Genomic DNA, 22,735 nt, shown 5'->3' on the forward strand with positions numbered 1-22,735 from the left:
TCAGGGGTGCGCCAACAGTTCGGTCAGTTCACTGACCTGAGCAATTTCGCGCATGTCTTCGGGCATCGCACGAATGCTGACGGCCTTGCCGGCCGCATTGGCATCGCGCATGAAGCACAGCAGCAACGACAAGCCGACGCTGCTGGACTTCTTCACCGCCGAGCAATCGATCACCAGCGACGCAGCCTTGCTGGACTTGATCAGCGCCTGGCCTTCCTTGCGCAGGTCGGCACCGGTGCGATAGTCCAGCACGCCACTGAGCAGAAGCTCGTCGACATCACTCATACGAACTGCGGCCTCACTCATTGTGCTGGATTCTTTTCGGTGGCTTCCTTGGCCTTGGCCACTTCACCGGCCCAGCCGTTGATGGTCTTGTCCAGGTCGTTGCCATTGCGCTGCATCGCGTCAGCGAACTGATCACGGAACAGCTTGCCGATGTTGATGCCGTTGATGATCACATTGCGCAGTTTCCACTCGCCGTTGATCTTCTCCAGCGTGTACTGCACAGGATAGATTGCGCCGCTGCTGCCCTTGACGGTCATGTTGACGCTGGTGCGGTCGCCCGATTCGTCCTTGGCAGGGTCAACGGTAATGCCCTGGTTGTTGTACTCGAGCAACGCATTACCGTAGAACTGGAACAGGCCTTTCTTGAAGTTTTCCTGGAAGGTCTGCATTTGCGCTGGCGTGGCCTTGCGCGAATACTTGACCGTCATGATGCTCTTGGAGATGCCCTCGGCGTCCACTACTGGCCCGACGATGGTGTTGAGCGCCGCGTAGAAATCAGTCGGATCCTGCTTGTATTTCTCTTTGTTGGCAGCCAGGTCGGCCAGCAACCGGGTGGTTGTGTCCTGAACCAGATCATGTGCCGAAGTCGCAGCAGCCACGGCGTTACCCATCAACGGCAAGGCCGCCAGCAGCACCAACAGGCTGCGTCGCAAGATAGAGATCATTCAAAAGCTCCTCATTTGGCGTCTTTGCTAACGGTATTGAGCAGGAATTTACCGATCAGGTCTTCCAGTACCAGTGACGACTGCGTGTCGTGAATGGTTCCACCATCCTTCAGCGGTTTGTCTTCCCCGCCGACGCTGATACCGATGTACTTCTCGCCCAGCAGGCCAGCGGTCAGGATAGACGCTGTGGAGTCGGTCGGCAGGTTGTCGACCTTTTTATCCACTTGCAGGGTGACCCGACCGGTGAAGCTGTCGCGATCCAGATCGATTGCCGTGACTTTGCCGATGGTCACACCGGCCATGGTCACTTTGGCTCTAACCGTCAAACCGGCGATATTGTCGAAATAGGCATAGAGTTTATAGGTGTCAGTGGTCGACGTCGGAGACAGACCACTGACCCGCAAAGCAAGCAGCAACAAAGCCAGGATCCCTGCCAGCAGGAACAGGCCGACACCGATTTCCAGGGTGCGGTTTTGCATCAGAAATCTCCAAACATCAAAGCGGTCAGAATAAAGTCCAGGCCGAGCACTGCCAGCGAGGCAAACACCACGGTCTTGGTGGTGGCACGACTGATTCCCTCGGATGTGGGCTCACAGTCGTAGCCTTGGAATACGGCGATCCAGGTCACTACAAAGGCAAAAACAATACTTTTGATCACGCCATTGAGCACGTCACTGGTGAAGTTCACGCTGTTCTGCATGTTCGCCCAATAAGAGCCTTCATACACACCCAGCCAGTCGACGGCCACCCACGAACCGCCCCAGATACCTACCACGCTGAAGATCATCGCCAGCACCGGCAGAGAAATGAAGCCGGCCCATAGGCGCGGGGCAATAATGTATTTGAGCGGATCGACGCCGATCATTTCCAGGCTGGAAAGCTGTTCGGTGGACTTCATGTTGCCGATCTCTGCGGTCAACGCCGAACCGGCACGACCGGCGAACAATAGTGCGGTCACCACCGGGCCGAGCTCACGCAACAGGGTCAGCGCAACCATCTGCCCCACCGCCTGCTCCGAACCGTAGCTGGACAGAATGCTGAAGCCCTGCAGCGCCAGCACCATGCCGATGAAGATCCCGGAAACGACGATGATCACCAGCGACATCACGCCGACTGAATGCAGTTGCTTGACCAGCAAGCTGAAGCCGCCGCTGATCCCGCCGCGCCCCAGCAGAGCGTGAAACAGGAACAATGTCGCCCGACCGAACACCGCGACGGCGTCGATCGCCGCCTCGCCGAACCGGCGTACGCGTTCTATTAATGAAATTCTGCGCATCAGCGCTTCCCCAGAAGATCTGCGCGGTAATCCGTCGCTGGAAAATGGTACGGCACCGGGCCATCGGGATCGCCGGTCATGAACTGACGGATACGCGGTTCGTCCGAGTTCATCAACTCGTCCGGCGTCCCCTGCCCCAGCACCTGACCATCACCGACGACATAGATGTAGTCGGCGATGCTCGCGGTTTCGGCCAGATCGTGGGACACCACGATACTGGTGATCCCCAGCGCGTCGTTGAGCAGGCGGATCAGACGGACCAGCACGCCCATGGCGATCGGGTCCTGGCCGACGAACGGTTCATCGTACATGAGGATCTGCGGATCGAGCGCAATCGCCCGTGCCAGCGCGACACGACGCTTCATGCCACCGGACAGCTCATCCGGCATCAACTCGATGGCACCGCGCAGACCGACTGCCTGCAGTTTGAGCAGAACGATGTCGCGGATCATTTCTTCCGGCAAATCGGTATGAACACGCAGGGGGAAAGCCACGTTCTCGAACACATCGAGATCGGTGAACAGCGCGCCGCTTTGAAACAGCACACCCATGTGCTTTCGCGCATCGAACAGATCGCTGCGCGAAAGCGCAGGCAGATTCTGGCCGTTGACCCAGACTTCGCCGCTGGCAGGGCGCAACTGTGCGCCCATCAATCGCAGCAGCGTGGTCTTGCCACACCCGGAAGGCCCCATGATGCCGGTGACCTTGCCGCGCGGGATGCGAATATCGACGTTATTGAAAATGCTGCGCGCACCGCGCTTGAAGGAGACTCCCTTCAGCTCGACCGCGTAGGCGTTATCGGCACTCATCTAAACTCCTTGCGATGCAGCCTCTCACTCGGACGCCTGTCTTTACTTAAAAAGTACGTACATCCCGGGCAGGCCGAACTGGCGGCGAACTATATCACTGCAAAGGCTGCGCGCCCAAGGCTTGTACCAGCCTGTGTTCGGCGATATGACAGGTGCGCAGGCTCTTTTGCCGGGTTTTGGTATCGAGTAATGACAAAGCACGACGAACTTGCGTGAGGCTTTGCAACATAACCGCTATAATCGCCGCCTTTTCATCGGGCTATACGATTTCTGACATGAGCCAATCCAGCGACCTGATTCAATCGGCACAACGCACCATCCAACTCGAAGTGGAGGCCGTACAAGGCTTGTTGCCCCATATCGACGCCGATTTCGTACGCGCTTGCGAGATGATTCTGGCCAGTAAAGGCCGTGTAGTGGTGGTCGGCATGGGCAAGTCCGGGCACATCGGCAACAAGATTGCCGCGACCCTGGCCAGCACCGGCACCCCGGCCTTTTTTGTCCACCCGGCAGAAGCCAGCCATGGCGACATGGGCATGATCACTCGTGATGACGTGATTCTGGCCCTATCGAATTCCGGCTCGACCAATGAAATCGTTACCCTGCTGCCGCTGATCAAGCGTCTGGGCATCCAGCTGATCAGCGTCACCGGCAACCCGCAATCGCCGCTGGCCAAGGCTGCCGAGGTCAATCTCAACGTTCACGTCGAGCACGAAGCCTGCCCGCTGAATCTGGCGCCGACCTCGTCGACGACAGCGGCACTGGTCATGGGCGATGCGTTGGCCGTCGCGCTGCTGGAAGCACGCGGTTTCACCGCCGAAGACTTCGCATTCTCCCACCCGGGCGGCGCGCTCGGTCGTCGTCTGTTGCTGAAAGTGGAAAACGTCATGCACGCTGGGCAGGAATTGCCGCAAGTACAACGCGGCACGTTGCTTAAAGACGCATTGATGGAAATGACTCGTAAAGGTCTGGGCATGACCGTCATCCTTGAAACTGACGGTAAACTGGCCGGGATCTTCACTGACGGCGACTTGCGCCGCACGCTGGATCGCAGCATCGACATTCGCAGCGCCACCATCGACCAGGTAATGACGGCCCATGGCAAGACTGCACGGCCAGAGATGCTGGCCGCCGAAGCGCTGAAAATCATGGAAGACCACCGGATCAACGCACTGGTCGTTGTGGATGAAGAAGATCGCCCGGTCGGCGCCTTCAACCTCTCCGATCTGCTGCGCGCAGGAGTCATGTAATGAACAACGATCTGCTGCAACGCGGCAAAGCGATCAAACTGGCGGTTTTCGACGTCGACGGCGTTCTCACCGACGGTCGCCTGTACTTTCTCGAAGACGGCAGCGAATTCAAGACCTTCAATACGCTCGACGGGCAAGGCATCAAAATGCTGATGAACGCCGGCGTGCAGACCGCTATCATCAGCGGCCGCAAAACACCGGTGGTCGAACGTCGTGCGAAAAACCTGGGGATTCCCCACCTGTTCCAGGGTCGTGAAGACAAATTGGTCGTTCTCGACGGTCTACTTGAACAACTGGGCCTAAGCTACGAAGAGGTCGCCTACCTCGGTGACGACTTGCCAGACCTGCCGGTGATCCGCCGCGTCGGCCTGGGCATGGCAGTGGCCAATGCGGCTGACTTCGTACGCGAACATGCCCATGGCGTCACCCGCGCCCGTGGCGGCGAAGGTGCCGCCCGCGAATTCTGCGAATTGATCCTGCGCGCCCAGGGCCGCCTCGATGCGGCCAACGCCGCTTACCTTTGAGCGAAACCATGTTTAGCAAAAAATTTCGCAACTTCCTGCTGTTCGGCTGCATCGCGGCGATATTCGCCGCGGTAGGCTACTGGAACATCAGCCCGGAACGCTTCCTCGACAAGCCTCCGGTTTCGTCCGTTGACACCCCTATCGACTGGTATGCGACCAACACGCATACCCTGCAATACCTTCCGGACGGCAAAGTGCAGTATGAAATGACCTCCGACAAGGCCGAGCACGTCAAGGCAACCGATATCACGCTCGTCACCAAACCCGATCTGAACATGTATCGCGGAACCGATTTTCCCTGGCACGTGACCAGCGAGCGCGGCGAAGTGAATTCGGGCGGCACCCAAGTCGAATTGATCGATTCGGTGCGTATCAAGCGCACCGATGAGCAGAACCGCGATCTGTTGGTTACTTCCACGCGCATGACAGTGTTCCCGCAGGAGCAATATGCGCAGACCGAGCAACCCGTTAGAATCGACGGCGCTGGCGGTGTATCGACTGGCGTTGGAATGAAAGCGTACCTGAAGGAAAGCAGGATACACCTGCTATCGAACGTAAGAGGACAGTATGAGGCTCGTTAAAACCCTCCCTATTTTGCTCAGTCTGGGCGCAGCACTGGGAAGCGTGAGCGCCTGGGCTCTGCCGAACGATCAGCAGCAACCTATCCGCATTCAGGCCGACGACGCCCAACTGGACGACAAGAACGGCATCGCCACCTATAAGGGTGACGTGATCATCACTCAGGGCTCGATGAAGGTGACCGGTAATACCGTGACCATCACCCGTACCCCGGCTGGCGATATCGACGTGGTGACGTCGGTGGGCAACCTTGCCTACTTTGAGCAATTGCAAACTCAAGGTGACACCAAGCCCGTGCAGGGCTGGGGCGTGACGATCCAGTACCACGCCGCGCAAAACCGCGTCGTACTGATCGACAAGGCCAAGGTGGTCGACAAGGACAACAACACGACTCAGGGCGAGAAAATCGTCTACGACACCGTGAAGAAACTGGCCAGCGCCGGTCGCGCTACTGGCAACAAGGTCACCGAGTCGCGTCCGCGCATCGACATGGTGATCCAGCCGAAGAAGAAAACCGACGAGAAAACCCAGTAATGGCAACCCTGAAAGCTCAGCACCTGGCCAAGGCCTATAAAAGCCGCCAGGTCGTGCGTGATGTCAGCCTGTCGATCGACAGCGGCCAGATCGTCGGCCTGCTCGGCCCGAACGGTGCCGGCAAGACGACCTGCTTCTACATGATCGTCGGCCTGGTGCAGGCCGATCAGGGCCGCGTGCTGATCGACGACCTGGACGTCAGCCACCAGCCAATGCACGGCCGTGCAAAGGCCGGGATCGGCTATCTTCCGCAAGAAGCGTCGATCTTCCGCAAACTGTCGGTGGCCGACAACATCATGGCCATCCTCGAGACCCGTCAGGAACTCGACAAGGCCGGCCGTCGCAAAGAGCTGGAAAGCCTGCTGCAGGAATTCCACATCAGCCACATCCGCGACAACCTCGGCATGAGCTTGTCCGGTGGTGAACGCCGCCGCGTGGAAATCGCTCGCGCGCTGGCAACGGCACCGAAATTCATCCTGCTCGACGAACCGTTTGCCGGTGTCGACCCGATTTCGGTCGGCGACATCAAGCAGATCATCCACCACCTCAAGGCCAAAGGCATCGGTGTGTTGATCACCGACCACAACGTCCGTGAGACGCTGGATATCTGCGAAACCGCTTACATCGTCAACGATGGTCAGTTGATTGCCGAGGGCGATGCAGAAACCATCCTGGCCAACGATCTGGTCAAGGAAGTGTATCTGGGCCACGAGTTCCGCCTGTAAGCGCAACAGTGCCCGGTGCGCCGCCCGGGCGCTGTATCGATTCAAGCAGGATTTAATACGCTTTAATTGTTACAGCGCTCTAGGCAAACACTTCAGTTTCAGGCATATAATTTGCTTAAGTTTGGCGCTCCGGCGCCCTGTAGTGGATGGCGCATAGCGCCGGCGAATAAGGTGTTAAGCCCCTGCCATGAAACCATCGCTAGTCTTGAGAATGGGCCAGCAGCTGACGATGACACCGCAGCTGCAACAGGCCATCCGCCTGCTCCAATTGTCGACCCTGGATCTGCAACAGGAAATCCAGGAGGCTCTGGAATCCAATCCGATGCTCGAACGCCAGGAAGAAGGCGACGACTTCGACAATTCCGACCCCTTGGCCGACAACGCCGAGCAGAAGCCCAACACCGAGATCCAGGAGCCCTCGTATCAGGAAACCGCGCCGACGGTGGACAACCTCGAGGACGGCGAATGGAACGAGCGCATCCCCAACGAGCTTCCGGTCGACACGGCCTGGGAAGACGTCTACCAGACCAGCGCCAGCAGCCTGCCCAGCAGCGATGATGACGAGTGGGACTTCACCACACGCACGTCCGCCGGCGAGAGCCTGCAAAGCCACTTGCTGTGGCAACTGAACCTTGCACCGATGTCCGACACCGATCGCCTGATTGCCGTCACTCTGATCGATTGCATAAACAATCAGGGCTACCTGGACGAAACTCTCGAAGAGATCCTTGAGGCGTTCGATCCGGAGCTGGACATTGAGCTGGACGAAATCGAAGCCGTCCTGCACCGCATCCAGCAGTTTGAACCGGCCGGCATCGGCGCGCGCAATCTCGGCGAGTGCCTGCTCCTGCAATTGCGCCAGCTGCCTGCCAAGACTCCATGGCTGGCTGAAGCGAAACGCTTGGTCAGCGATTACATCGATCTGCTCGGCAGCCGCGACTACAGCCAGTTGATGCGGCGCATGAAGCTCAAGGAAGACGAACTGCGCCAGGTCATCGAGCTGGTGCAAAGCCTCAATCCCCGTCCGGGCTCACAGATCGAGTCCACTGAAGCCGAATACGTCGTCCCTGACGTAATCGTGCGCAAGGACAACGAACGCTGGCTTGTCGAGTTGAACCAGGAGTCGGTACCACGCCTGCGCGTCAACGCCCAGTACGCTGGTTTCGTCCGCCGCGCCGACACCAGCGCCGACAACACTTTCATGCGCAATCAGTTGCAGGAGGCTCGCTGGTTCATCAAGAGCCTGCAGAGCCGCAACGAAACCCTGATGAAAGTTGCCACCCAGATCGTCGAGCATCAGCGCGGTTTTCTGGAGTACGGCGACGAAGCGATGAAGCCGTTGGTCCTGCATGACATCGCCGAAGCGGTCGGCATGCACGAATCGACGATTTCACGGGTGACCACGCAGAAATTCATGCATACCCCGCGCGGTATTTATGAGCTGAAATACTTTTTCTCCAGCCACGTCAGCACCTCCGAAGGCGGCGAATGCTCGTCCACGGCGATCCGCGCGATCATCAAAAAACTGGTTGCCGCGGAAAATCAGAAAAAGCCGTTGAGTGACAGCAAGATCGCTGGTTTACTGGAGGCACAAGGCATTCAGGTGGCTCGCCGCACCGTCGCCAAGTACCGCGAATCCCTCGGGATCGCGCCTTCGAGCGAACGCAAGCGGTTGATGTAAGCCACGTTACAGCGTTCCAGTGGCAGGCTATCCAGCCTGCCGCTTTATGCACTGGCAACGAAGGAGAAGCTGTATGCAAGTCAACATCAGTGGACACCAACTGGAAGTGACCCAACCTCTGCGTTCCTATATCGAGGAAAAACTCCAACGACTGGAGCGACATTTCGACAAGATCACCAACGTGCAAGTCACGATGTGCGTCGAAAAGCTGAAGCAGAAAATCGAAGCCACCTTGCATATTCCCGGCAGCGAAGTGGTCGCCAACGCAGAAGATACTGATATGTATGCTGCGATCGACTCACTGACCGACAAGCTGGATCGCCAACTCAAAAAGCATAAGGAAAAGACCCAAAGCCTCCTCCAGGGCGCGACCGGTCGATAACCCCCCATTCCATGATCCGACTTGAAAGTATCCTGACCCCCGGCCGTTCCCTCGTGAACGTGCCGGGCGGCAGTAAAAAGAAAGCCCTAGAACAAATTGCCAACCTGATCGCCCGCGAAGTGCCGGATCTGGAGATGCAAGATGTCTTCGAGGCGTTGATTGCCCGTGAAAAACTCGGTTCCACCGGTTTTGGCAACGGCATCGCCATTCCTCACTGCCGTCTCAAGGGGTGCCAGTCACCTATTAGTGCCTTGATGCACCTTGATACGCCAATCGATTTCGACGCCATTGATGGCGCTCCGGTTGACCTGCTGTTCGTATTGCTGGTCCCGGAAGCCGCCACCGATGCGCACCTGGAGTTGCTGCGTCAGATCGCCAGCATGCTCGACCGCAAGGATGTGCGCGATAAACTGCGCAGCGCCGCGAGCAACGAAGCCTTGTATCAGGTTGTCCTGGACGAGCAGAACGGGCACTAATCATGCGCTTGATCATCGTCAGTGGCCGCTCCGGCTCGGGTAAAAGTACGGCTCTGGATGTCCTTGAGGACAACGGCTATTACTGCATCGACAACCTGCCCGCAGGCTTGCTGCCGGAACTGGCCGAACGCGCGCTGATTCACACTGAGCTGGCGCAACCGCTGGTGGCCGTGTCGATCGATGCGCGCAACCTGCCGAGTCATCTGACGCGCTTTCCCGAGCTGCTTGAAGATGTCCGGGCCAAGCACATCCAGTGCGATGTGCTGTATCTGGATGCCGACGAAGAAACCCTGCTCAAGCGTTTTTCCGAGACTCGCCGTCGCCATCCACTGAGCAACGCCAATCGCTCACTGGCCGAGGCGATCCAGGATGAAACCGCCCTGCTCGGCCCGATTGCCGACCTCGCCGACCTGAAAATCAACACCACCAACCTCAACCTGTACCAGTTGCGCGACTCCATCAAGCTGCGCCTGCTGAATCAGCCGGAGCCAGGCACCGCGTTTCTGGTCGAGTCATTCGGCTTCAAACGCGGCATGCCGGTAGACGCGGATCTGGTATTCGATGTGCGCTGCCTGCCCAATCCATACTGGAAGCCGGAACTGCGGGCGCAATCAGGTCTTGATGCGCCGGTGGCGGAGTACCTCGCGGCGCAGCCGGAGGTCGAAGAAATGTTCCAGGACATTTTCACCTACCTGCACAAGTGGCTGCCGCGCTTTGCCGCCAGCAACCGTGCCTACGTCACCATTGCCATTGGCTGCACCGGCGGGCACCACCGCTCCGTCTACCTGACCGAACGCCTGGGTCAGGCCCTGCAGAAAACCCTGAAGAACGTCCAGGTTCGCCACCGCGACCTCACTTAAAGGATTCACACCGCGATGCCTGCTCTGGAAATCGAAATCATCAACAAGCTGGGCCTGCATGCCCGCGCATCGGCCAAGTTTGTCGGGGTGGCCGGGCAGTATCCGGATTGCTCGATCAGAGTAGGCAAAGATCCCGATCCGCAGAAAATGGTCGATGGCAAAAGCATCATGGCAATGATGATGCTGGCAGCTGGCAAGGGCACCAAGATCTATCTGAGTACTGAAGGGCATCAGGAACAGGAAGCGCTGGATGCGCTGGTGGCGCTGATCAACAACTATTTCGACGAAGGTGGCTGACAGCCAAAATCAAAAGATCGCAGCCTTCGGCATCTCCTACAGGGAACGCATTCCAATACAGGAACTGCCGAAGGTTACGATCTTTTGATCTTCTTTAACCCAACGCCGTATCCATCACCATCATCAGACAGAACCCGATCAACAGGCCAAGACTGGCCAGTTTGTCATGCCCATGGCGTCGTGATTCCGGGATGACCTCGTGAGTCACCACCAGCAACATGGCACCCGCCGCCAGTGCCAGACCTAATGGCAGCAGCACCTGCGCCAGACCGACCAGCCACGCACACAGCAACGCAAACACCGGCTCGACCAGGCCTGACGCCGCGCCGATCAGGAATGCCTTGACCCGCGACATCCCTGCCCCGGCCAATACCAGCGCAATCACCAGACCTTCCGGCACATCCTGCAAAGCGATGCCCATGGCCAGGCTGTCCGCATCCGGCATGCCGCCGCCGGCGGAAACGCCAACGGCCATGCCTTCAGGAATGTTATGGGCAATGATGGCGAACACGAACAGCCAGATTCGTGGCGGAATCACCGGACGCTCCGGCGTACCCACCAGCATTTCCGGCGAGGCTCCGGACAACTGACGATCGACCAGGTACAACCCGAACGCACCGAGCATGATGCCGAAACAGATCAGCCCACTGGCGCCCCACGGTGTCAGGCCAAGGCTTTCAGCGGCGGCAATGCCCGGTACGATCAGTGAAAACGCCGTCGCTGCCAGCATCACCCCGGCGCCAAAACCCAGCAGGGTATCGCTGAGTGCCTGCGGCATGCGCCGAATCACCAGCACCGGAACAGCGCCAAGCGCCGTGCCGAGGGCGCAGATCGCACCGCCCTGCAACGCCCGCGAAAGCTTCGGCTCGAGATTCAGCCATTCCAGCCCGTGGGCAACCAGCAAGGTCATGCCCGCCAACAGCAACAGCGATCCCACTGCGTAACGAAACATACGCCCACTTCCGATCGCCAGTGTTTCAGTGCCCATAGTCAGCCTTGGATTGTTTTTATAGAAGACTTAAACCAGTGCGGCCTGGTAGCGCGCAGCCACTTCAGGCCAATTGATCACGTTGTAGAACGCATTGATGTATTCCGGACGACGGTTCTGATAACGCAGGTAATAGGCGTGCTCCCAGACGTCGAGACCGAGAATCGGCGTGTTGCCATTCATCAAAGGGCTGTCCTGATTGCCGCTGCTTTCCACGATCAGTTTTTTCTCCGGGGTCACGCTGAGCCAGGCCCAGCCGCTGCCGAAACGGGTCAGCGCGGCCTTGGTGAAAGCTTCCTTGAAACTGTCGAGGCCACCCAGTTGCTCATCAATCGCCTTGGCCAACGCGCCGTCCGGTTTACCACCGCCGTTTGGCACCATCACTTCCCAGAACAGCGAGTGGTTGGCGTGACCGCCGCCCTGATTGATCACTGCCGCACGGAGTTTTTCCGGCAGATCCTTAACGCTGGCGACCAGTTTTTCTACCGGCCACTCAGCGTATTCAGTGCCTTCTACGGCGGCGTTTAAGTTGTTGATGTAAGTCTGGTGATGCTTGGTGTAGTGAATCTCCATGGTCTGCGCATCGATATGCGGTTCGAGGGCGTCGTAGGCGTAAGGCAAGGCAGGCAAGGTAAAAGCCATTTCAATGGACTCCATGGTGATGTGGGGCAGGTGCGCGGCGCGCATTGCCGGTATCCGGGTGCAGCAGACGCTGGGTGCGCGGGTATTCGCCGTGTTCACTGATGAAATTCAGCAGCTCGACGTAGGTCTTGCTGCTCTGGCGCAGCGCCGCTTCACGCAATGCCAGACGCTGACGTTCGTCCTGCATGGTCTGCAACAAGCGTTGATGGATGGCGCAGAGGTATTCGGCGCTCTCCTCCGGCTGATTCAGGCGCAAGTGCAGATCGGCCAGGTTGTGGTGGGAGATGACGCAAGCCGCCACCGCTTCGTCGGCATCCGCCCAGCGTTCGAACAACACTTGCGCCAGGGCCAGGGCTTGCAGGTAAGCCTCACGGGCGTCGATCAATTCGCCGAGCATGAAGCAGCGATTGGCCCGTTCGATCGTGCGTTTCCAGTGCTCCATGGTGAGCCTCCAAAGCGGTTGCGGGGGTTACACGCCGCCGGCGGTGAGTTTCTCGGGATTGAGCAACTCTTCCAGTTGGCTGCGCGACAGGTCGGTGTGTTCCAGAGCGACGTCGATCACCGCGCGGCCTTCCTTGTAGGCCTGCTTGGCGATCTCGGCGGCTTTCTGGTAACCGATGATTGGGTTGAGTGCGGTGACCAGAATCGGGTTGCGCGACAAGGCTTCTTTCAAGCGCGATTCGTTGACCTTGAAGCTGGCGATGGCTTTGTCGCCGAGCAGGCGGCTGGAATTGGCCAGCAATTCGATGCTGCTCAACAGGTTCTGCGCGATGATCGGCAGCATCACGTTCAGTTCGAAGTTGCCCGACTGACCGGCGATGGTGATCACCGAATCGTTGCCGATCACTTGTGCGGCGACCATGGCAGTGGCTTCCGGAATCACCGGATTGACCTTGCCCGGCATGATCGACGAGCCCGGTTGCAGGGCTTCCAGTTCGATTTCACCGAGGCCGGCGAGGGGGCCGGAGTTCATCCAGCGCAGGTCGTTGGCGATTTTCATCAACGACACAGCGGTGGCCTTGAGCTGGCCAGAGACCGCGACGGCGGTGTCCTGCGAGCCGATCAGCGCGAACAGATCCTTGCCCGGGGTGAATTGTACGTCGGTCAGTTGGCTCAACTGGCGGCTGAAACGTGCGGCGAACTCAGGATGCGCGTTGATCCCGGTGCCAACCGCCGTGCCGCCCTGCGCCAGCGATTGCAGGCTCGGCAGCAAATCCTGCAGATGACCGATGTTGGCCTTGAGCTGCTGCGCCCAGCCATTGAGTACCTGGCTCATGCGCACCGGCATCGCGTCCATCAAATGCGTGCGGCCGGTTTTGATGTGGTGATGCACTTGCGCGGCCTTGTGCTCGATCACTTGCACCAGGTGCAGCAGCGCCGGCAGCAGTTGTTCGTGCAGGGCCAGCGCGGCGCTGACGTGGATGGTGGTCGGGATGATGTCGTTACTGCTCTGGCCGCAGTTGACGTGATCGTTGGCATTGACCAGCTCGCCCAGCAAACGGCTGGCCAGAGTGGCAATCACTTCATTGGCGTTCATGTTGGAACTGGTACCGGAACCGGTCTGGAAGATATCCACCGGAAAGTGCTGCATGAAATCGCCTTCGAGCAGGCCTTGCGCGGCATCGCTGATGGCTTTGCCCTGCGCGGCTGTGATCTGGTTGAGTTCGACGTTGGCACGGGCTGCGGCGGCTTTGGCGAGGATCAGTGCGCGGATGAATTGCGTCGGCATCGGCTTGCCGCTGATCGGGAAGTTATCCACTGCGCGCTGGGTTTGCGCGCCGTAGAGAGCGTCCACCGGCACCTGCAGTTCGCCCATGCTGTCGCGCTCAATACGTGTCTTGGTCATCGGTAAATCCTTGGACTAATTCAATGAGAGGAATCGAGGGAAGCAACTCGCAAGTAGCGAGCTGCCAGGTGTACCGCTGCCAGCGTTTAAGCCGGCATTTGCACAAAGAGAGGCGTTCCATTTCACGCAACGGGCGCCAGGCTTGATCAAGACAGAGGCTGCGCCAGTGCCACGGCAAGGCGATGTCGGTGGCCGTGTCGAACAGCAAACGGAAGGAGGTTTCGGCGACCGTCCAAGGTGAGGTCGCGGTGCAACAAGACAGGTATCGGCCTTCAGCCAGGTAATGTTCGATCAGGCGCGGCTCGTCAGGATCCATCGCGCAACGGATCTGGCGACTCATCCAGCGCCAGCTTTCGAGGTACGGCTGCTCATGCAAGGCAGAACTCATGATCCGGGGCTCATCCGATAATGAGATTTATTATTAGATGATAATGAGAACCAAAACAAGCCCGGGATATGCACCCCCCCTGTGGGAGCGAGCTTGCTCGCGAATACGGACTTTCAGTAACAACATCTCTGACTGACGCAACGCATTCGCGAGCAAGCTCGCTCCCACAGGAGATTTGTGCCAGACATGAAAAAGGCGCGCCATCCGAGTAGATGGCGCGCCTTTTTTGTCACGGTTGGAGCTTAGCTACCCGCCACTGTCATCCGCTCGATCAACACCGAACCGGTGCGAATGTTGCTGCGCAGCTCCAGGTCATTACCCACCGCAACGATCTGCTTGAACATGTCGCGCATGTTGCCGGCGATGGTGACTTCCTGCACCGCGAACTGGATTTCACCGTTCTCGACCCAGAAACCCGCCGCCCCGCGCGAATAGTCGCCGGTGACCATGTTCAAGCCATGGCCCATCAATTCGGTGACCAACAAGCCACGGCCCATGCGCTTCAACAGCGCCGCTTGGTCTTCGTCGCCATGGGTGACGAACAGGTTGTGCACGCCACCCGCGTTAGCGGTGCTCGGCATACCCAGTTTGCGTCCGGAGTAAGTGCCGAGGATGTACGACACCAATTCGCCTTTTTCGACGAACGGTTTGGCGTAAGTCGCCAGACCGTCACCGTCGTACGAAGCGCTACCCATCGCACGCATCAAATGCGGACGCTCGTCAATGGTCAGCCATTCCGGAAACAGCTTCTGCCCCAGCGAGCCCTCAAGGAACGACGATTTGCGATACAGGCTGCCACCGGATACCGCCGAGAGGAAACTGCCAAACAAACCGCCCGCCAGCTCTGCGGAAAACAGCACCGGCACTTCACAGGTCGGCACCGGGCGGGCGCCCAGACGGCTTGCCGCCCGTTGCGCAGCACGCTGACCGATGCTCACCGGATCGGCCAGCAATTGGCCCTGACGGCTCACGTCGTACCAGTAATCGCGCTGCATCTGGCCATCGGCCTCGGCGATCATCACGCAGCTCAGGCTGTGCCGGGTCGACGCGTAACCGCCGATGAAACCGTGGCTGTTGCCGTAAACGCGGCAGCCCTGATGGGTGCTGAGCGTGGTGCCATCGGCGTTCTTGATCCGCGAATCGGCGTCGAATGCTGCCGCCTCACAGAGCAGAGCTTTCTCGATGGCTTGCTCCGGAGTGATATCCCATTCATGGAACAGATCGAAATCCTGCTGCTCGCGGGCCATCAGCGCAGCGTCAGCCAGACCCGAGGCTTCGTCTTCCGAGGTATGTTTGGCAATCGCCAAAGCGGCCGCGACAGTTTCGCGAATGGCGTCCGGTCCGGTGGCAGAGGTGCTGGCCGAGCCTTTTCGCTGCCCCACATACAGCGTGATGCCAAAGCCCTGATCACGGTTGAACTCGACCGTTTCGACTTCGCGCTGACGCACCGAGGTCGACAGACCCTGCTCGAGCGACACGGCTACTTCGCAGGCGCTGGCGCCCTGACGCTTGGCTTCGGCGATGATCTGCTCGACTTGTTCCTGCAGTGCCGGCAATGCCTGCGGGCCGACGCTTTGAACTGCACTCATGCTCATCTCCACTCAAATTCTGCTTTCGGCTAGGGTCATCGAGCGACCGGGCCGGACAAGCGGCCCCCGACTGGTTATCATGGCGGCGTTTCTTTGCGGACTGCCACCATGGTTGATTCTTACGACGACTCCCTCGATACGGGAGAAAAAAGCAAATCTCAGGTCAAACGCGAGCTGCATGCTCTGGTTGACCTCGGCGAGCGCCTGACAACACTCAAGCCTGACTTGATCGCAAAACTGCCACTGACCGACGCCATGCGCCGGGCTCTGGCCGATGCGCCCAAGCACACCGCGAACATCGCGCGTAAACGGCACCTGCAGTTCATCGGCAAACTGATGCGCGATCAGGACACTGACGCGATTCTGACCTTGCTCGATCAACTCGATGCCTCGACTCGCCAGTACAACGAGCGTTTCCACAATCTCGAACGCTGGCGTGATCGCCTGATCGCGGGCGACGATGCCGTGCTGGAGAAATTCGTCGTCGAGTACCCGGACGCCGATCGCCAGCAATTGCGTTCCCTGATCCGTCAGGCTCAGCACGAGGTTGCGCAAAACAAACCTCCTGCTTCCAGCCGCAAGATCTTCAAGTACATCCGTGAGCTGGACGAGACTCAACGCGGTCTGCGTTGATATCTCGCCCCTGTAGGAGCTGCCGAAGGCTGCGATCTTTTGATTCTAAAAACAAAGATCGCAGCCTGCTGCAGCTCCTACACACGTTTCTTATGCGCCCGTGCCACCCACGGTGATCGCATCGATTTTCAGCGTCGGCTGACCCACGCCTACTGGCACCGATTGCCCATCCTTGCCGCACGTGCCCACACCGCTGTCCAGCGCCAGATCATTACCGACCATCGATACCCGGCTCATCGCCTCAGGGCCGTTGCCGATCAACGTCGCGCCTTTGACCGGCGCAGTGATCTTGCCGTCTTCGATCAGGTACGCCTCGCTGGTGGAGAATACGAACTTGCCGCTGGTGATATCGACCTGACCGCCGCCGAGGTTGGCGCAGTAGATACCTTTCTTCACCGAAGCAATGATTTCCGCCGGATCGCTTTCGCCACCGAGCATGTATGTGTTGGTCATTCGCGGCATCGGCAGATGCGCATAGGACTCACGACGACCGTTACCGGTGCGGGCCACGCCCATCAGGCGCGCGTTGAGCTTGTCCTGCATGTAGCCCTTGAGTACGCCGTTTTCGATCAGCGTAGTGCACTCGGTCGGTGTGCCTTCGTCATCAACGCTTAGCGAGCCGCGACGGCCGCTCAAGGTACCGTCATCGACAATGGTGCAGAGCTTCGAGGCAACCATTTCGCCCATGCGCCCGCTGTAGGCAGAGCTGCCCTTGCGGTTGAAATCGCCTTCCAGACCGTGACCGACGGCTTCGTGCAGCAGCACGCCAGACCAGCCCGAGCCCAGTACCACCGGCAACGTACCGGCCGGTGCAGGAATCGCTTCCAGATTCACCAGCGCCTGACGCAACGCTTCACGGGCATAGCCCATGGCGCGGTCTTCGGCGAGGAAATAACGGTAATCGGTACGCCCGCCGCCGCCATGCCCGCCGCGCTCGCGGCGGCCATTCTGCTCAACGATCACGCTGACGTTAAAACGCACTAGCGGGCGTACATCCGCTGCCAGCCCACCATCGGTGGACGCCACCAGAATCCGCTCCCAGACGCCGGCCATGCTGACGCTGACCTGCTGAATGCGCGGGTCGAGTGCACGGGTAGCCACATCGATGCGCTTGAGCAGCTCGACTTTCTCGGCGCGGCTCAACACTTCCAACGGATTATCCGGCGCGTACAGCTGCGCGACATCCTGCGTGGTGAACGCCTGCACGGTGCCGTTCTGCCCGGCGCGGGAGATCGAGCGCGCGGCACGGGCCGCTGCGCCGAGGGCCTCGAGCGTGATCGCGTTGCTGTAGGCAAAACCGGTTTTCTCACCGGACTGCGCGCGGACGCCGACACCCTGGTCGAGGTTGAAGCTGCCTTCCTTGACGATGCCGTCTTCCAGCGCCCACGACTCGGAAATCTGCCCCTGGAAATACAGGTCGGCGGCATCGATGCCAGGACCGGCCAGATCACCGAGCACGCCTTGCAGACTCTCGATCGTCACGCCACCGGGCGCCAACAGGTGGTCACTGACTGAGGACAACAACTCGCTCATAGGTTTACGCCTTAAATTCGTGTTCTGAAGCAGGACGCTGTGCGCCCTGCGAGAAAAACCGCCGATGACTGGTCACCGGCATTCGCGCCCTGATGGACGCTTGTTCAATACTGTCGCGCTCGGCCAACAACACCGCTTCGCCTTGATCCTGACTCGTCAGCACGCGGCCCCACGGGTCGATAATCGCCGCGTGGCCAAAGGTTTCCCGCGGTCCTGGATGGGTCCCGCCCTGGGCTGCGGCCAGCACATAACATTGTGTCTCGATGGCCCGCGCGCGAATCAGCACATCCCAATGCGCTGCGCCGGTCACCGCAGTAAAGGCTGACGGTGCAGTAATCAGTTCAGCACCGGCAGCGCGCAACTCGCTGTACAGCTCCGGAAAGCGCAAGTCGTAACACACGGTCAGACCGAGTTTGCCCACCGGCGTGTCGGCAACCACCACGCCACTGCCATAAGCATAGTCATCGGATTCGCGGTAACGGCCGCGATTGTCCGCTACATCGACATCGAACAGATGCAACTTGTCATAGCGGGCAACGATTTCGCCCTGATCATTGACTAGCAGCGAGCAGGCATTGACCTTGGCCGTCGGCTGCCCCACTGGAGGCAACGGCAAAGTACCGGCCACTATCCATAACTTGAGGTCGCGGGCGGTCTGTTTCAACCATGGCAGGATCGGTCCTTCGCCCACTGCTTCGGCGCGGCCGATATCAGCGATGTCGCGACGGCCCATGGCGGCGAAATTTTCCGGTAGCACCGCGAGCTTCGCACCGCCGGCCGCAGCCTGCTCGAGCAGGCGCCGGGACTGGACCAGATTGGCCAGCACGTCGCTCTGGCTGACCATTTGAATCACCGCTAAAGACATGGCGAACTCCGCAAGAGGTATGCGGCCATGCTACTCCATCGGTTCAGGGGCTGGCTGTTCAAAAAGGCTTGTCAAAGGTGATTTTCGGCTCTTTCCAAGGGCCTTTGACGGTGTACTTCACACTGGCAAAGCGCGCCACACGGTCACCGATCAACTTGTCGATGAGGAACAACGCACCGCCAACCGCCGGTGCACCGACAATCAGCGCAGCGATGGGCAGGTTGTTGGTCACCGGCAAGGTCACCAGCAACTTTGCGTCGACCTTGTCGCCGACCAGATCCAGCGTGCCGTCCAGTTCGAGGTTGCTCGAAGGGCCGGTCAGGCGGATCGGTTCACGGGTGACATAAACGCCATTGTTTGCCACCAGCAGGCCTTTGACCCGGTCGTAGCTCAAGCCTTTGCCGAACAGATCGGAGAAGTCCAGACGCAAACGCCGGCCGATAGAGTTGAAGTTGAGCAGCCCAAACACCCGCAACGCTTGTGCACCACCCTCCACTTCAACGAACTGGCCTTTGTTCAACGACGCATCGAGGGTGCCGGAGAAGCGCTTGGTCGCCAGCCATGCCGGCGAGCCCGGCCAACGGCCATCGACGTCCATGTGGAATTCTTCGCTGGTCACGCTCGGGGCAAAACCCCAGCCCTGGAGGACATCGGCGAGGTTTTTGCCGCCGATCCGGCCCTTGAACCAGCTGTTGGTCGCACCCGGCGTGCCTTCCCAGCCGCCGTTGCCCTGCAACAGGATGCCTTTGAGGCCCATGTCGAGATTGTTCAGGGCGATACCTTTGGCAGTCGGCCGTACCTTCAACGACCAGCCGCCGACCAGATCCGGTCCCAGAAACAGTTGATTGACGGTGATATCCAGTGCCGGAATCTTCGTCGGGTCGACCGACACCAACGGATCCGGCGAATTCTCGTCAGCCTGAACCGTCGGGTCCGGCGCCGGCAGTTTCACGTATTGCAGACTCACCGTAATCGGTACGCCCTTGGCGTCCGGCAGGCTCGCCGAGCCTTTGGCCTGCTGGCTGTCGAGGGTCAGATTCCACGTGCCCGGCTTGCGATTGACTTGAACCGATGCCTGATCCAGCGTCGTTCCGAATGCCGTGAGCTTGCCGACCTTGAAATCAGCACTGTTGAGCAATTGCTTGGCGCTGCCGCCCGGATCCTGCCCGGCGTATTTGTTGACCAGATCCTGCCACGGCGCGACATCCAGTTCCGAGAGTACCCCGCGAATCCGCAAGCCTTTGGCGCCCGGCAGCACCGCTTCGCCAGAACCGAGGAACAGTTCGCCACGGCCCTCGGCAAAATTGCTCGGCGGCGCGGCAAAGGTGAAATTGGCCAGTTGGTCGTAATTGACCCAGTAACGCCGCTCCTGCCCCTGCAACGTCATGCGGAACACAGTATCGCGCCCGACATCCGCCGCCATGCCGAACGGTGCCGGCAGATCCACCGCCACACCTTTCATGCTGGAGCTGACCATCAACTGGCTGTCAGCACCGTCCAGACTCAACTGCAGCTGATACGGAATCGTCCCTGACACTGGCAATGGCTGCGTCACACCCAGCCAGTCGGTGAGTTTCTTCACTTCGACCTGCCCGGATGCCGCGACCCGGGTCTTGAGCTTGCCGGGGCTGCCATCGGCGAAGATCTGCGCAGTCACCGGTTTGTCGAATGCGCGCGCTGCGATGTTCTGCCCGCTGAGTCCTTTGGCACTGTCAAAACGGAAATCGCCCTTGAGTTGAGTCAGCTCCAGCTTCGGCTCAGCCAGTTTCAACCGCGCATTGGCGGTTTTGAAGTCGACAAGAATTTTCGGCTGGTCGCCGCCCTTGTCCAACGGGATATCGAGCTTGAGCTTGCCTTGCAGATCCCCAGCCCCTTCCCAACCGGCGAAGGTCTCACCCGTGCCGATCGGTGCGTCCTGAAGAATTTTCAGGCCATCACCGAGGCCACCGGCAAACGCGCCATCGAGATACATGTGCGTGTGTTGCCCGGCCGGTACGTGGGGAATGTTGACGAATACATCGCTGACCTGTGTGTCGAGCAATTGGCCCTTGTCGGCCCAGATCCGCACGCCACTGTCTTCAATGAACACGTCGCCACTGACCTTGCTCACGTGCGGCCAGCCCGGCTGGAAGGCCAGTTCGGCGTCGTGCACCTTGAAGAACAGGCTGATGCTGCGGTCGGCCTCACCGGCATTTTTGCTCAGCGAACCCTGATACTGGAAGAAGCCCTGATCGACCGCACCTTTGAGGATTGCCGTACGCAGCCACTCGTCGAGCGCCGGGCTCAAGACTTCGGGCAGGTATTTGGCCGTATAGCGACCATCGCCCTCGACCAGACCGACGCGCAGGTCCATGTAATCTTCCTGGCTATGGTCGAAATGCAGGCGAATCAGGAAATCGCCGGCAATCTTGCCCTCCTCGCCGAGCACCTTCAGGTATGGAGCGATCAGGGTGAAGCCGTCTTTATCGAGTTTCCAGGTCAGGCGTGCGTTGGCCTGAATGTACTGCCATGGCTTGGCGAAAATCGGATCGAGGTGGAGGACAAAATCCTTGCTGTCCATGCGCAACTCGCCACCGTCGAGGTTGCCACTGAGGCTGCCGCTGACGTTTCGTGCTGCCGGAGCGCCGTGATAGGCGTCGAAACCGACGTTATCCAGATTGGTGGCGAAACTGAATTTGTTGCCATCGGTGGCGTTGGGGCGAAAATCCAGCAGCACGTTACGCAGGCCACCGGTGACCTTCAGATGATCGACGGCGGTGGCGAATCCTTGCGGCAGCGGCCCCAAAGCGTTCAATAGTGGAGTGATCGGGGTCAGATCGAGACGATCCGCCTGCAAGTGCCAGAGCTCGTCCACCTTGTCGGTCGCGCGTGTCTGCTTCATCTGTACATGCGACTCCCAACGGTTTTCACCGAAACTCATCGCCAGCGAATCGAGGGTAACGGTCGCGCCCTCGGCGCTGTTCTCGTAGTAGGCGTTAAGCGCCAGATTATTGATCTGGATCGGCTTGCGCTCGGCGTAAGCGCCGGTCAGTTGCGGCGCGTTCAAACGGAGCGCCGCACTTTGCAGTGTGCCCTTGGCCCAATTGACCCAAAGTTCGCCGCCAGCCTTGATCTCGGAAAAATTCCACTGTTGGGTCAGACGTTCCGGCAGCCACTTCGACCAGTCGCTTTGCGGCAGACTGGCATACCCCTCCACCACACTGTCCTGCCATTGCTCCGGGCGAATTCGCGTACGCAGACTCAACGCAACAGGCTGGCCATCGGGCAAGGTCAAACGCGCATCGAGCCGCTGACGGCTGGCGCCGGTTTTCAGATTTAGGCCGACATAGGTGAGCGTCAGCGGCGCGTGATCCTGCGGCTGCAAGGTCACCTGACTGTCGAGCACCGACAGTTGTTGAATCATCTGCGAGCGATTGAACAGTTGCTGCGGATCGAGCGGCTGATCGTCTTGCACCGGCAGACCTTCCAGTGCCCAGGTGCCGTCCTCGGCTTCCTTGAGGCTGATTTTCAGGCCGTTGAGTTCAAGGTGGGCAATGCGCACTTCGCGAGCCAACAGACTGGCCCAGAGATCCGGCACCGCTCGCACGCGGTCCAGACGCAACGCATTGGCACCAGCCCCGACCATAACGTCATGAGCCAGCAGGATCGGCGCAAAACCGCTCCAGTTGCCTTCAAGTTCGCCGATCTGTAAGGGCATACCAAGGGCGGCGCTGGCCTTGTCTTCGATGTCGGCGCGGTATTCAGCCACCAGCGGGGTCAGTTCGCGGCCGAGACTGACATATAACGCCATCAACACCAGAACCAACGCGCACAGGCCCAGCCCCCAACGGGTGAGTGCGGCCAGAATGCGTGTCAGACGCTCCATGTCAGATGGCTCCCATGGCAAAAATACTGCGAAAAGCTGAGGC

At 59.4% G+C, this 22,735-nt stretch carries 25 protein-coding genes; 11 read left to right on the forward strand and 14 right to left on the reverse strand.

The window, feature by feature from the left end; all coding sequences use genetic code 11:
* From FGA82_RS15545 to FGA82_RS15565, 5 genes are read right to left on the reverse strand one after another with little or no spacing between them, the layout of a single operon-like run.
* Positions 1–306, reverse strand: coding sequence for an STAS domain-containing protein (locus tag FGA82_RS15545; RefSeq protein ID WP_141127746.1), 306 nt, complete (start codon positions 304–306; stop codon positions 1–3).
* A complete protein-coding gene (locus FGA82_RS15550; protein WP_038357539.1) occupies positions 303–950 on the reverse strand; it encodes an MlaC/ttg2D family ABC transporter substrate-binding protein in 648 nt (215 codons plus the stop codon). Before FGA82_RS15550 ends, FGA82_RS15545 begins: the two co-directional genes overlap by 4 nt.
* Positions 951–961: 11 nt before the next feature.
* Positions 962–1,429, reverse strand: coding sequence for an outer membrane lipid asymmetry maintenance protein MlaD (gene mlaD / locus FGA82_RS15555; protein WP_007912400.1), 468 nt, complete (start codon positions 1,427–1,429; stop codon positions 962–964).
* On the reverse strand, positions 1,429–2,226 hold the full coding sequence (mlaE, locus tag FGA82_RS15560) for a lipid asymmetry maintenance ABC transporter permease subunit MlaE (RefSeq protein WP_007912402.1): 798 nt from the start codon (positions 2,224–2,226) through the stop codon (positions 1,429–1,431). Before mlaE ends, mlaD begins: the two co-directional genes overlap by 1 nt.
* Positions 2,226–3,035, reverse strand: a complete 810-nt coding sequence (locus FGA82_RS15565) for an ATP-binding cassette domain-containing protein (RefSeq protein WP_007912403.1) — start codon at positions 3,033–3,035, stop codon at positions 2,226–2,228. The genes mlaE and FGA82_RS15565 overlap by 1 nt, the downstream gene beginning before the upstream one ends.
* A 275-nt stretch (positions 3,036–3,310) precedes the next feature.
* Between FGA82_RS15565 and FGA82_RS15570 the strand changes: the two genes are divergently transcribed.
* The 10 genes from FGA82_RS15570 to FGA82_RS15615 all read left to right on the forward strand — a co-directional run bounded on the left by FGA82_RS15570 (position 3,311) and on the right by FGA82_RS15615 (position 10,343).
* Complete coding sequence (locus tag FGA82_RS15570) at positions 3,311–4,285, forward strand: KpsF/GutQ family sugar-phosphate isomerase (RefSeq protein ID WP_007912405.1); 975 nt, start codon at positions 3,311–3,313, stop codon at positions 4,283–4,285.
* Positions 4,285–4,809: a KdsC family phosphatase gene (locus FGA82_RS15575; protein WP_141127747.1), complete on the forward strand. Its 525-nt coding sequence runs from the start codon at positions 4,285–4,287 to the stop codon at positions 4,807–4,809. The genes FGA82_RS15570 and FGA82_RS15575 overlap by 1 nt, the downstream gene beginning before the upstream one ends.
* A gap of 8 nt (positions 4,810–4,817) precedes the next feature.
* Complete coding sequence (gene lptC, locus FGA82_RS15580; protein ID WP_141127748.1) at positions 4,818–5,390, forward strand: LPS export ABC transporter periplasmic protein LptC; 573 nt, start codon at positions 4,818–4,820, stop codon at positions 5,388–5,390.
* A complete protein-coding gene (gene lptA / locus FGA82_RS15585; RefSeq protein WP_141127749.1) occupies positions 5,377–5,922 on the forward strand; it encodes a lipopolysaccharide transport periplasmic protein LptA in 546 nt (181 codons plus the stop codon). The genes lptC and lptA overlap by 14 nt, the downstream gene beginning before the upstream one ends.
* Entirely contained in the window at positions 5,922–6,647 is a 726-nt protein-coding gene (gene lptB / locus FGA82_RS15590) for an LPS export ABC transporter ATP-binding protein (RefSeq protein WP_008085069.1), read from the forward strand. The genes lptA and lptB overlap by 1 nt, the downstream gene beginning before the upstream one ends.
* Positions 6,648–6,834: 187 nt before the next feature.
* A complete protein-coding gene (locus tag FGA82_RS15595) occupies positions 6,835–8,328 on the forward strand; it encodes an RNA polymerase factor sigma-54 (RefSeq protein WP_123451690.1) in 1,494 nt (497 codons plus the stop codon).
* A 73-nt stretch (positions 8,329–8,401) separates the two neighbouring features.
* Positions 8,402–8,710, forward strand: a complete 309-nt coding sequence (hpf, locus tag FGA82_RS15600; protein WP_007912419.1) for a ribosome hibernation-promoting factor, HPF/YfiA family — start codon at positions 8,402–8,404, stop codon at positions 8,708–8,710.
* Between the two features lie 11 nt (positions 8,711–8,721).
* Entirely contained in the window at positions 8,722–9,186 is a 465-nt protein-coding gene (gene ptsN, locus FGA82_RS15605; RefSeq protein ID WP_141127750.1) for a PTS IIA-like nitrogen regulatory protein PtsN, read from the forward strand.
* Between the two features lie 2 nt (positions 9,187–9,188).
* Positions 9,189–10,046, forward strand: a complete 858-nt coding sequence (rapZ, locus tag FGA82_RS15610) for an RNase adapter RapZ (protein WP_038357533.1) — start codon at positions 9,189–9,191, stop codon at positions 10,044–10,046.
* A gap of 15 nt (positions 10,047–10,061) precedes the next feature.
* On the forward strand, positions 10,062–10,343 hold the full coding sequence (locus FGA82_RS15615; protein ID WP_141127751.1) for an HPr family phosphocarrier protein: 282 nt from the start codon (positions 10,062–10,064) through the stop codon (positions 10,341–10,343).
* Between the two features lie 94 nt (positions 10,344–10,437).
* Here the strand turns inward: FGA82_RS15615 and FGA82_RS15620 are convergent, their stop codons facing one another.
* The 6 genes from FGA82_RS15620 to pmbA all read right to left on the reverse strand — a co-directional run bounded on the left by FGA82_RS15620 (position 10,438) and on the right by pmbA (position 15,796).
* Positions 10,438–11,331, reverse strand: a complete 894-nt coding sequence (locus FGA82_RS15620; protein WP_141127752.1) for a ZIP family metal transporter — start codon at positions 11,329–11,331, stop codon at positions 10,438–10,440.
* 30 nt (positions 11,332–11,361) lie between these two features.
* Positions 11,362–11,973 (reverse strand): superoxide dismutase, encoded by a 612-nt coding sequence (locus tag FGA82_RS15625; protein ID WP_141127753.1) that lies wholly within the window; start codon positions 11,971–11,973, stop codon positions 11,362–11,364.
* Position 11,974: 1 nt separating this feature from the next.
* Positions 11,975–12,415 carry a hypothetical protein gene (locus tag FGA82_RS15630; protein WP_016984162.1) on the reverse strand — a complete coding sequence of 147 codons (441 nt, stop codon included), beginning with the start codon at positions 12,413–12,415 and terminating at the stop codon, positions 11,975–11,977.
* Positions 12,416–12,442: 27 nt separating this feature from the next.
* Entirely contained in the window at positions 12,443–13,819 is a 1,377-nt protein-coding gene (locus FGA82_RS15635) for a class II fumarate hydratase (RefSeq protein WP_141127754.1), read from the reverse strand.
* Positions 13,800–14,207: a FagA protein gene (locus tag FGA82_RS15640; protein ID WP_141127755.1), complete on the reverse strand. Its 408-nt coding sequence runs from the start codon at positions 14,205–14,207 to the stop codon at positions 13,800–13,802. Before FGA82_RS15640 ends, FGA82_RS15635 begins: the two co-directional genes overlap by 20 nt.
* A gap of 242 nt (positions 14,208–14,449) precedes the next feature.
* Positions 14,450–15,796, reverse strand: coding sequence for a metalloprotease PmbA (pmbA, locus tag FGA82_RS15645; RefSeq protein ID WP_141127756.1), 1,347 nt, complete (start codon positions 15,794–15,796; stop codon positions 14,450–14,452).
* A 108-nt stretch (positions 15,797–15,904) separates the two neighbouring features.
* Between pmbA and yjgA the strand changes: the two genes are divergently transcribed.
* Positions 15,905–16,429: a ribosome biogenesis factor YjgA gene (gene yjgA, locus FGA82_RS15650; RefSeq protein ID WP_007915377.1), complete on the forward strand. Its 525-nt coding sequence runs from the start codon at positions 15,905–15,907 to the stop codon at positions 16,427–16,429.
* Positions 16,430–16,519: 90 nt separating this feature from the next.
* Here the strand turns inward: yjgA and tldD are convergent, their stop codons facing one another.
* Genes tldD through FGA82_RS15665 form a run of 3 tightly spaced genes read right to left on the reverse strand, consistent with a single transcriptional unit; the run spans position 16,520 to position 22,692 of the window.
* Positions 16,520–17,962, reverse strand: a complete 1,443-nt coding sequence (gene tldD / locus FGA82_RS15655) for a metalloprotease TldD (RefSeq protein WP_034154473.1) — start codon at positions 17,960–17,962, stop codon at positions 16,520–16,522.
* Positions 17,963–17,966: 4 nt separating this feature from the next.
* On the reverse strand, positions 17,967–18,827 hold the full coding sequence (locus FGA82_RS15660) for a carbon-nitrogen hydrolase family protein (RefSeq protein ID WP_141127757.1): 861 nt from the start codon (positions 18,825–18,827) through the stop codon (positions 17,967–17,969).
* A gap of 58 nt (positions 18,828–18,885) precedes the next feature.
* Positions 18,886–22,692 carry a YhdP family protein gene (locus tag FGA82_RS15665; protein WP_141127758.1) on the reverse strand — a complete coding sequence of 1,269 codons (3,807 nt, stop codon included), beginning with the start codon at positions 22,690–22,692 and terminating at the stop codon, positions 18,886–18,888.
* Between the last annotated feature and the right edge of the window lie 43 nt (positions 22,693–22,735).

The sequence above is a fragment of the Pseudomonas fluorescens genome, from assembly GCF_005938625.1.
In the GTDB taxonomy this organism is placed as follows: Bacteria; Pseudomonadota; Gammaproteobacteria; order Pseudomonadales; family Pseudomonadaceae; genus Aquipseudomonas; species Aquipseudomonas fluorescens_BD.

Coding starts and splice junctions, on each gene's coding strand:
- FGA82_RS15640 (WP_141127755.1), bottom strand. CDS start 14,207: ATGAGTTCTGCCTTGCATGAGCAGCCGTACCTCGAAAGCTGGCGCTGG.
- FGA82_RS15545 (WP_141127746.1), bottom strand. CDS start 306: ATGAGTGAGGCCGCAGTTCGTATGAGTGATGTCGACGAGCTTCTGCTC.
- FGA82_RS15565 (WP_007912403.1), bottom strand. CDS start 3,035: ATGAGTGCCGATAACGCCTACGCGGTCGAGCTGAAGGGAGTCTCCTTC.
- FGA82_RS15625 (WP_141127753.1), bottom strand. CDS start 11,973: ATGGCTTTTACCTTGCCTGCCTTGCCTTACGCCTACGACGCCCTCGAA.
- lptA (WP_141127749.1), top strand. CDS start 5,377: ATGAGGCTCGTTAAAACCCTCCCTATTTTGCTCAGTCTGGGCGCAGCA.
- yjgA (WP_007915377.1), top strand. CDS start 15,905: ATGGTTGATTCTTACGACGACTCCCTCGATACGGGAGAAAAAAGCAAA.
- mlaE (WP_007912402.1), bottom strand. CDS start 2,226: ATGCGCAGAATTTCATTAATAGAACGCGTACGCCGGTTCGGCGAGGCG.
- lptB (WP_008085069.1), top strand. CDS start 5,922: ATGGCAACCCTGAAAGCTCAGCACCTGGCCAAGGCCTATAAAAGCCGC.
- rapZ (WP_038357533.1), top strand. CDS start 9,189: ATGCGCTTGATCATCGTCAGTGGCCGCTCCGGCTCGGGTAAAAGTACG.
- FGA82_RS15665 (WP_141127758.1), bottom strand. CDS start 22,692: ATGGAGCGTCTGACACGCATTCTGGCCGCACTCACCCGTTGGGGGCTG.
- pmbA (WP_141127756.1), bottom strand. CDS start 15,796: ATGAGTGCAGTTCAAAGCGTCGGCCCGCAGGCATTGCCGGCACTGCAG.
- FGA82_RS15550 (WP_038357539.1), bottom strand. CDS start 950: ATGATCTCTATCTTGCGACGCAGCCTGTTGGTGCTGCTGGCGGCCTTG.
- mlaD (WP_007912400.1), bottom strand. CDS start 1,429: ATGCAAAACCGCACCCTGGAAATCGGTGTCGGCCTGTTCCTGCTGGCA.
- hpf (WP_007912419.1), top strand. CDS start 8,402: ATGCAAGTCAACATCAGTGGACACCAACTGGAAGTGACCCAACCTCTG.
- tldD (WP_034154473.1), bottom strand. CDS start 17,962: ATGAGCGAGTTGTTGTCCTCAGTCAGTGACCACCTGTTGGCGCCCGGT.
- FGA82_RS15595 (WP_123451690.1), top strand. CDS start 6,835: ATGAAACCATCGCTAGTCTTGAGAATGGGCCAGCAGCTGACGATGACA.
- FGA82_RS15575 (WP_141127747.1), top strand. CDS start 4,285: ATGAACAACGATCTGCTGCAACGCGGCAAAGCGATCAAACTGGCGGTT.
- lptC (WP_141127748.1), top strand. CDS start 4,818: ATGTTTAGCAAAAAATTTCGCAACTTCCTGCTGTTCGGCTGCATCGCG.
- FGA82_RS15570 (WP_007912405.1), top strand. CDS start 3,311: ATGAGCCAATCCAGCGACCTGATTCAATCGGCACAACGCACCATCCAA.
- FGA82_RS15615 (WP_141127751.1), top strand. CDS start 10,062: ATGCCTGCTCTGGAAATCGAAATCATCAACAAGCTGGGCCTGCATGCC.
- FGA82_RS15635 (WP_141127754.1), bottom strand. CDS start 13,819: ATGACCAAGACACGTATTGAGCGCGACAGCATGGGCGAACTGCAGGTG.
- FGA82_RS15630 (WP_016984162.1), bottom strand. CDS start 12,415: ATGGAGCACTGGAAACGCACGATCGAACGGGCCAATCGCTGCTTCATG.
- FGA82_RS15620 (WP_141127752.1), bottom strand. CDS start 11,331: ATGGGCACTGAAACACTGGCGATCGGAAGTGGGCGTATGTTTCGTTAC.
- FGA82_RS15660 (WP_141127757.1), bottom strand. CDS start 18,827: ATGTCTTTAGCGGTGATTCAAATGGTCAGCCAGAGCGACGTGCTGGCC.
- ptsN (WP_141127750.1), top strand. CDS start 8,722: ATGATCCGACTTGAAAGTATCCTGACCCCCGGCCGTTCCCTCGTGAAC.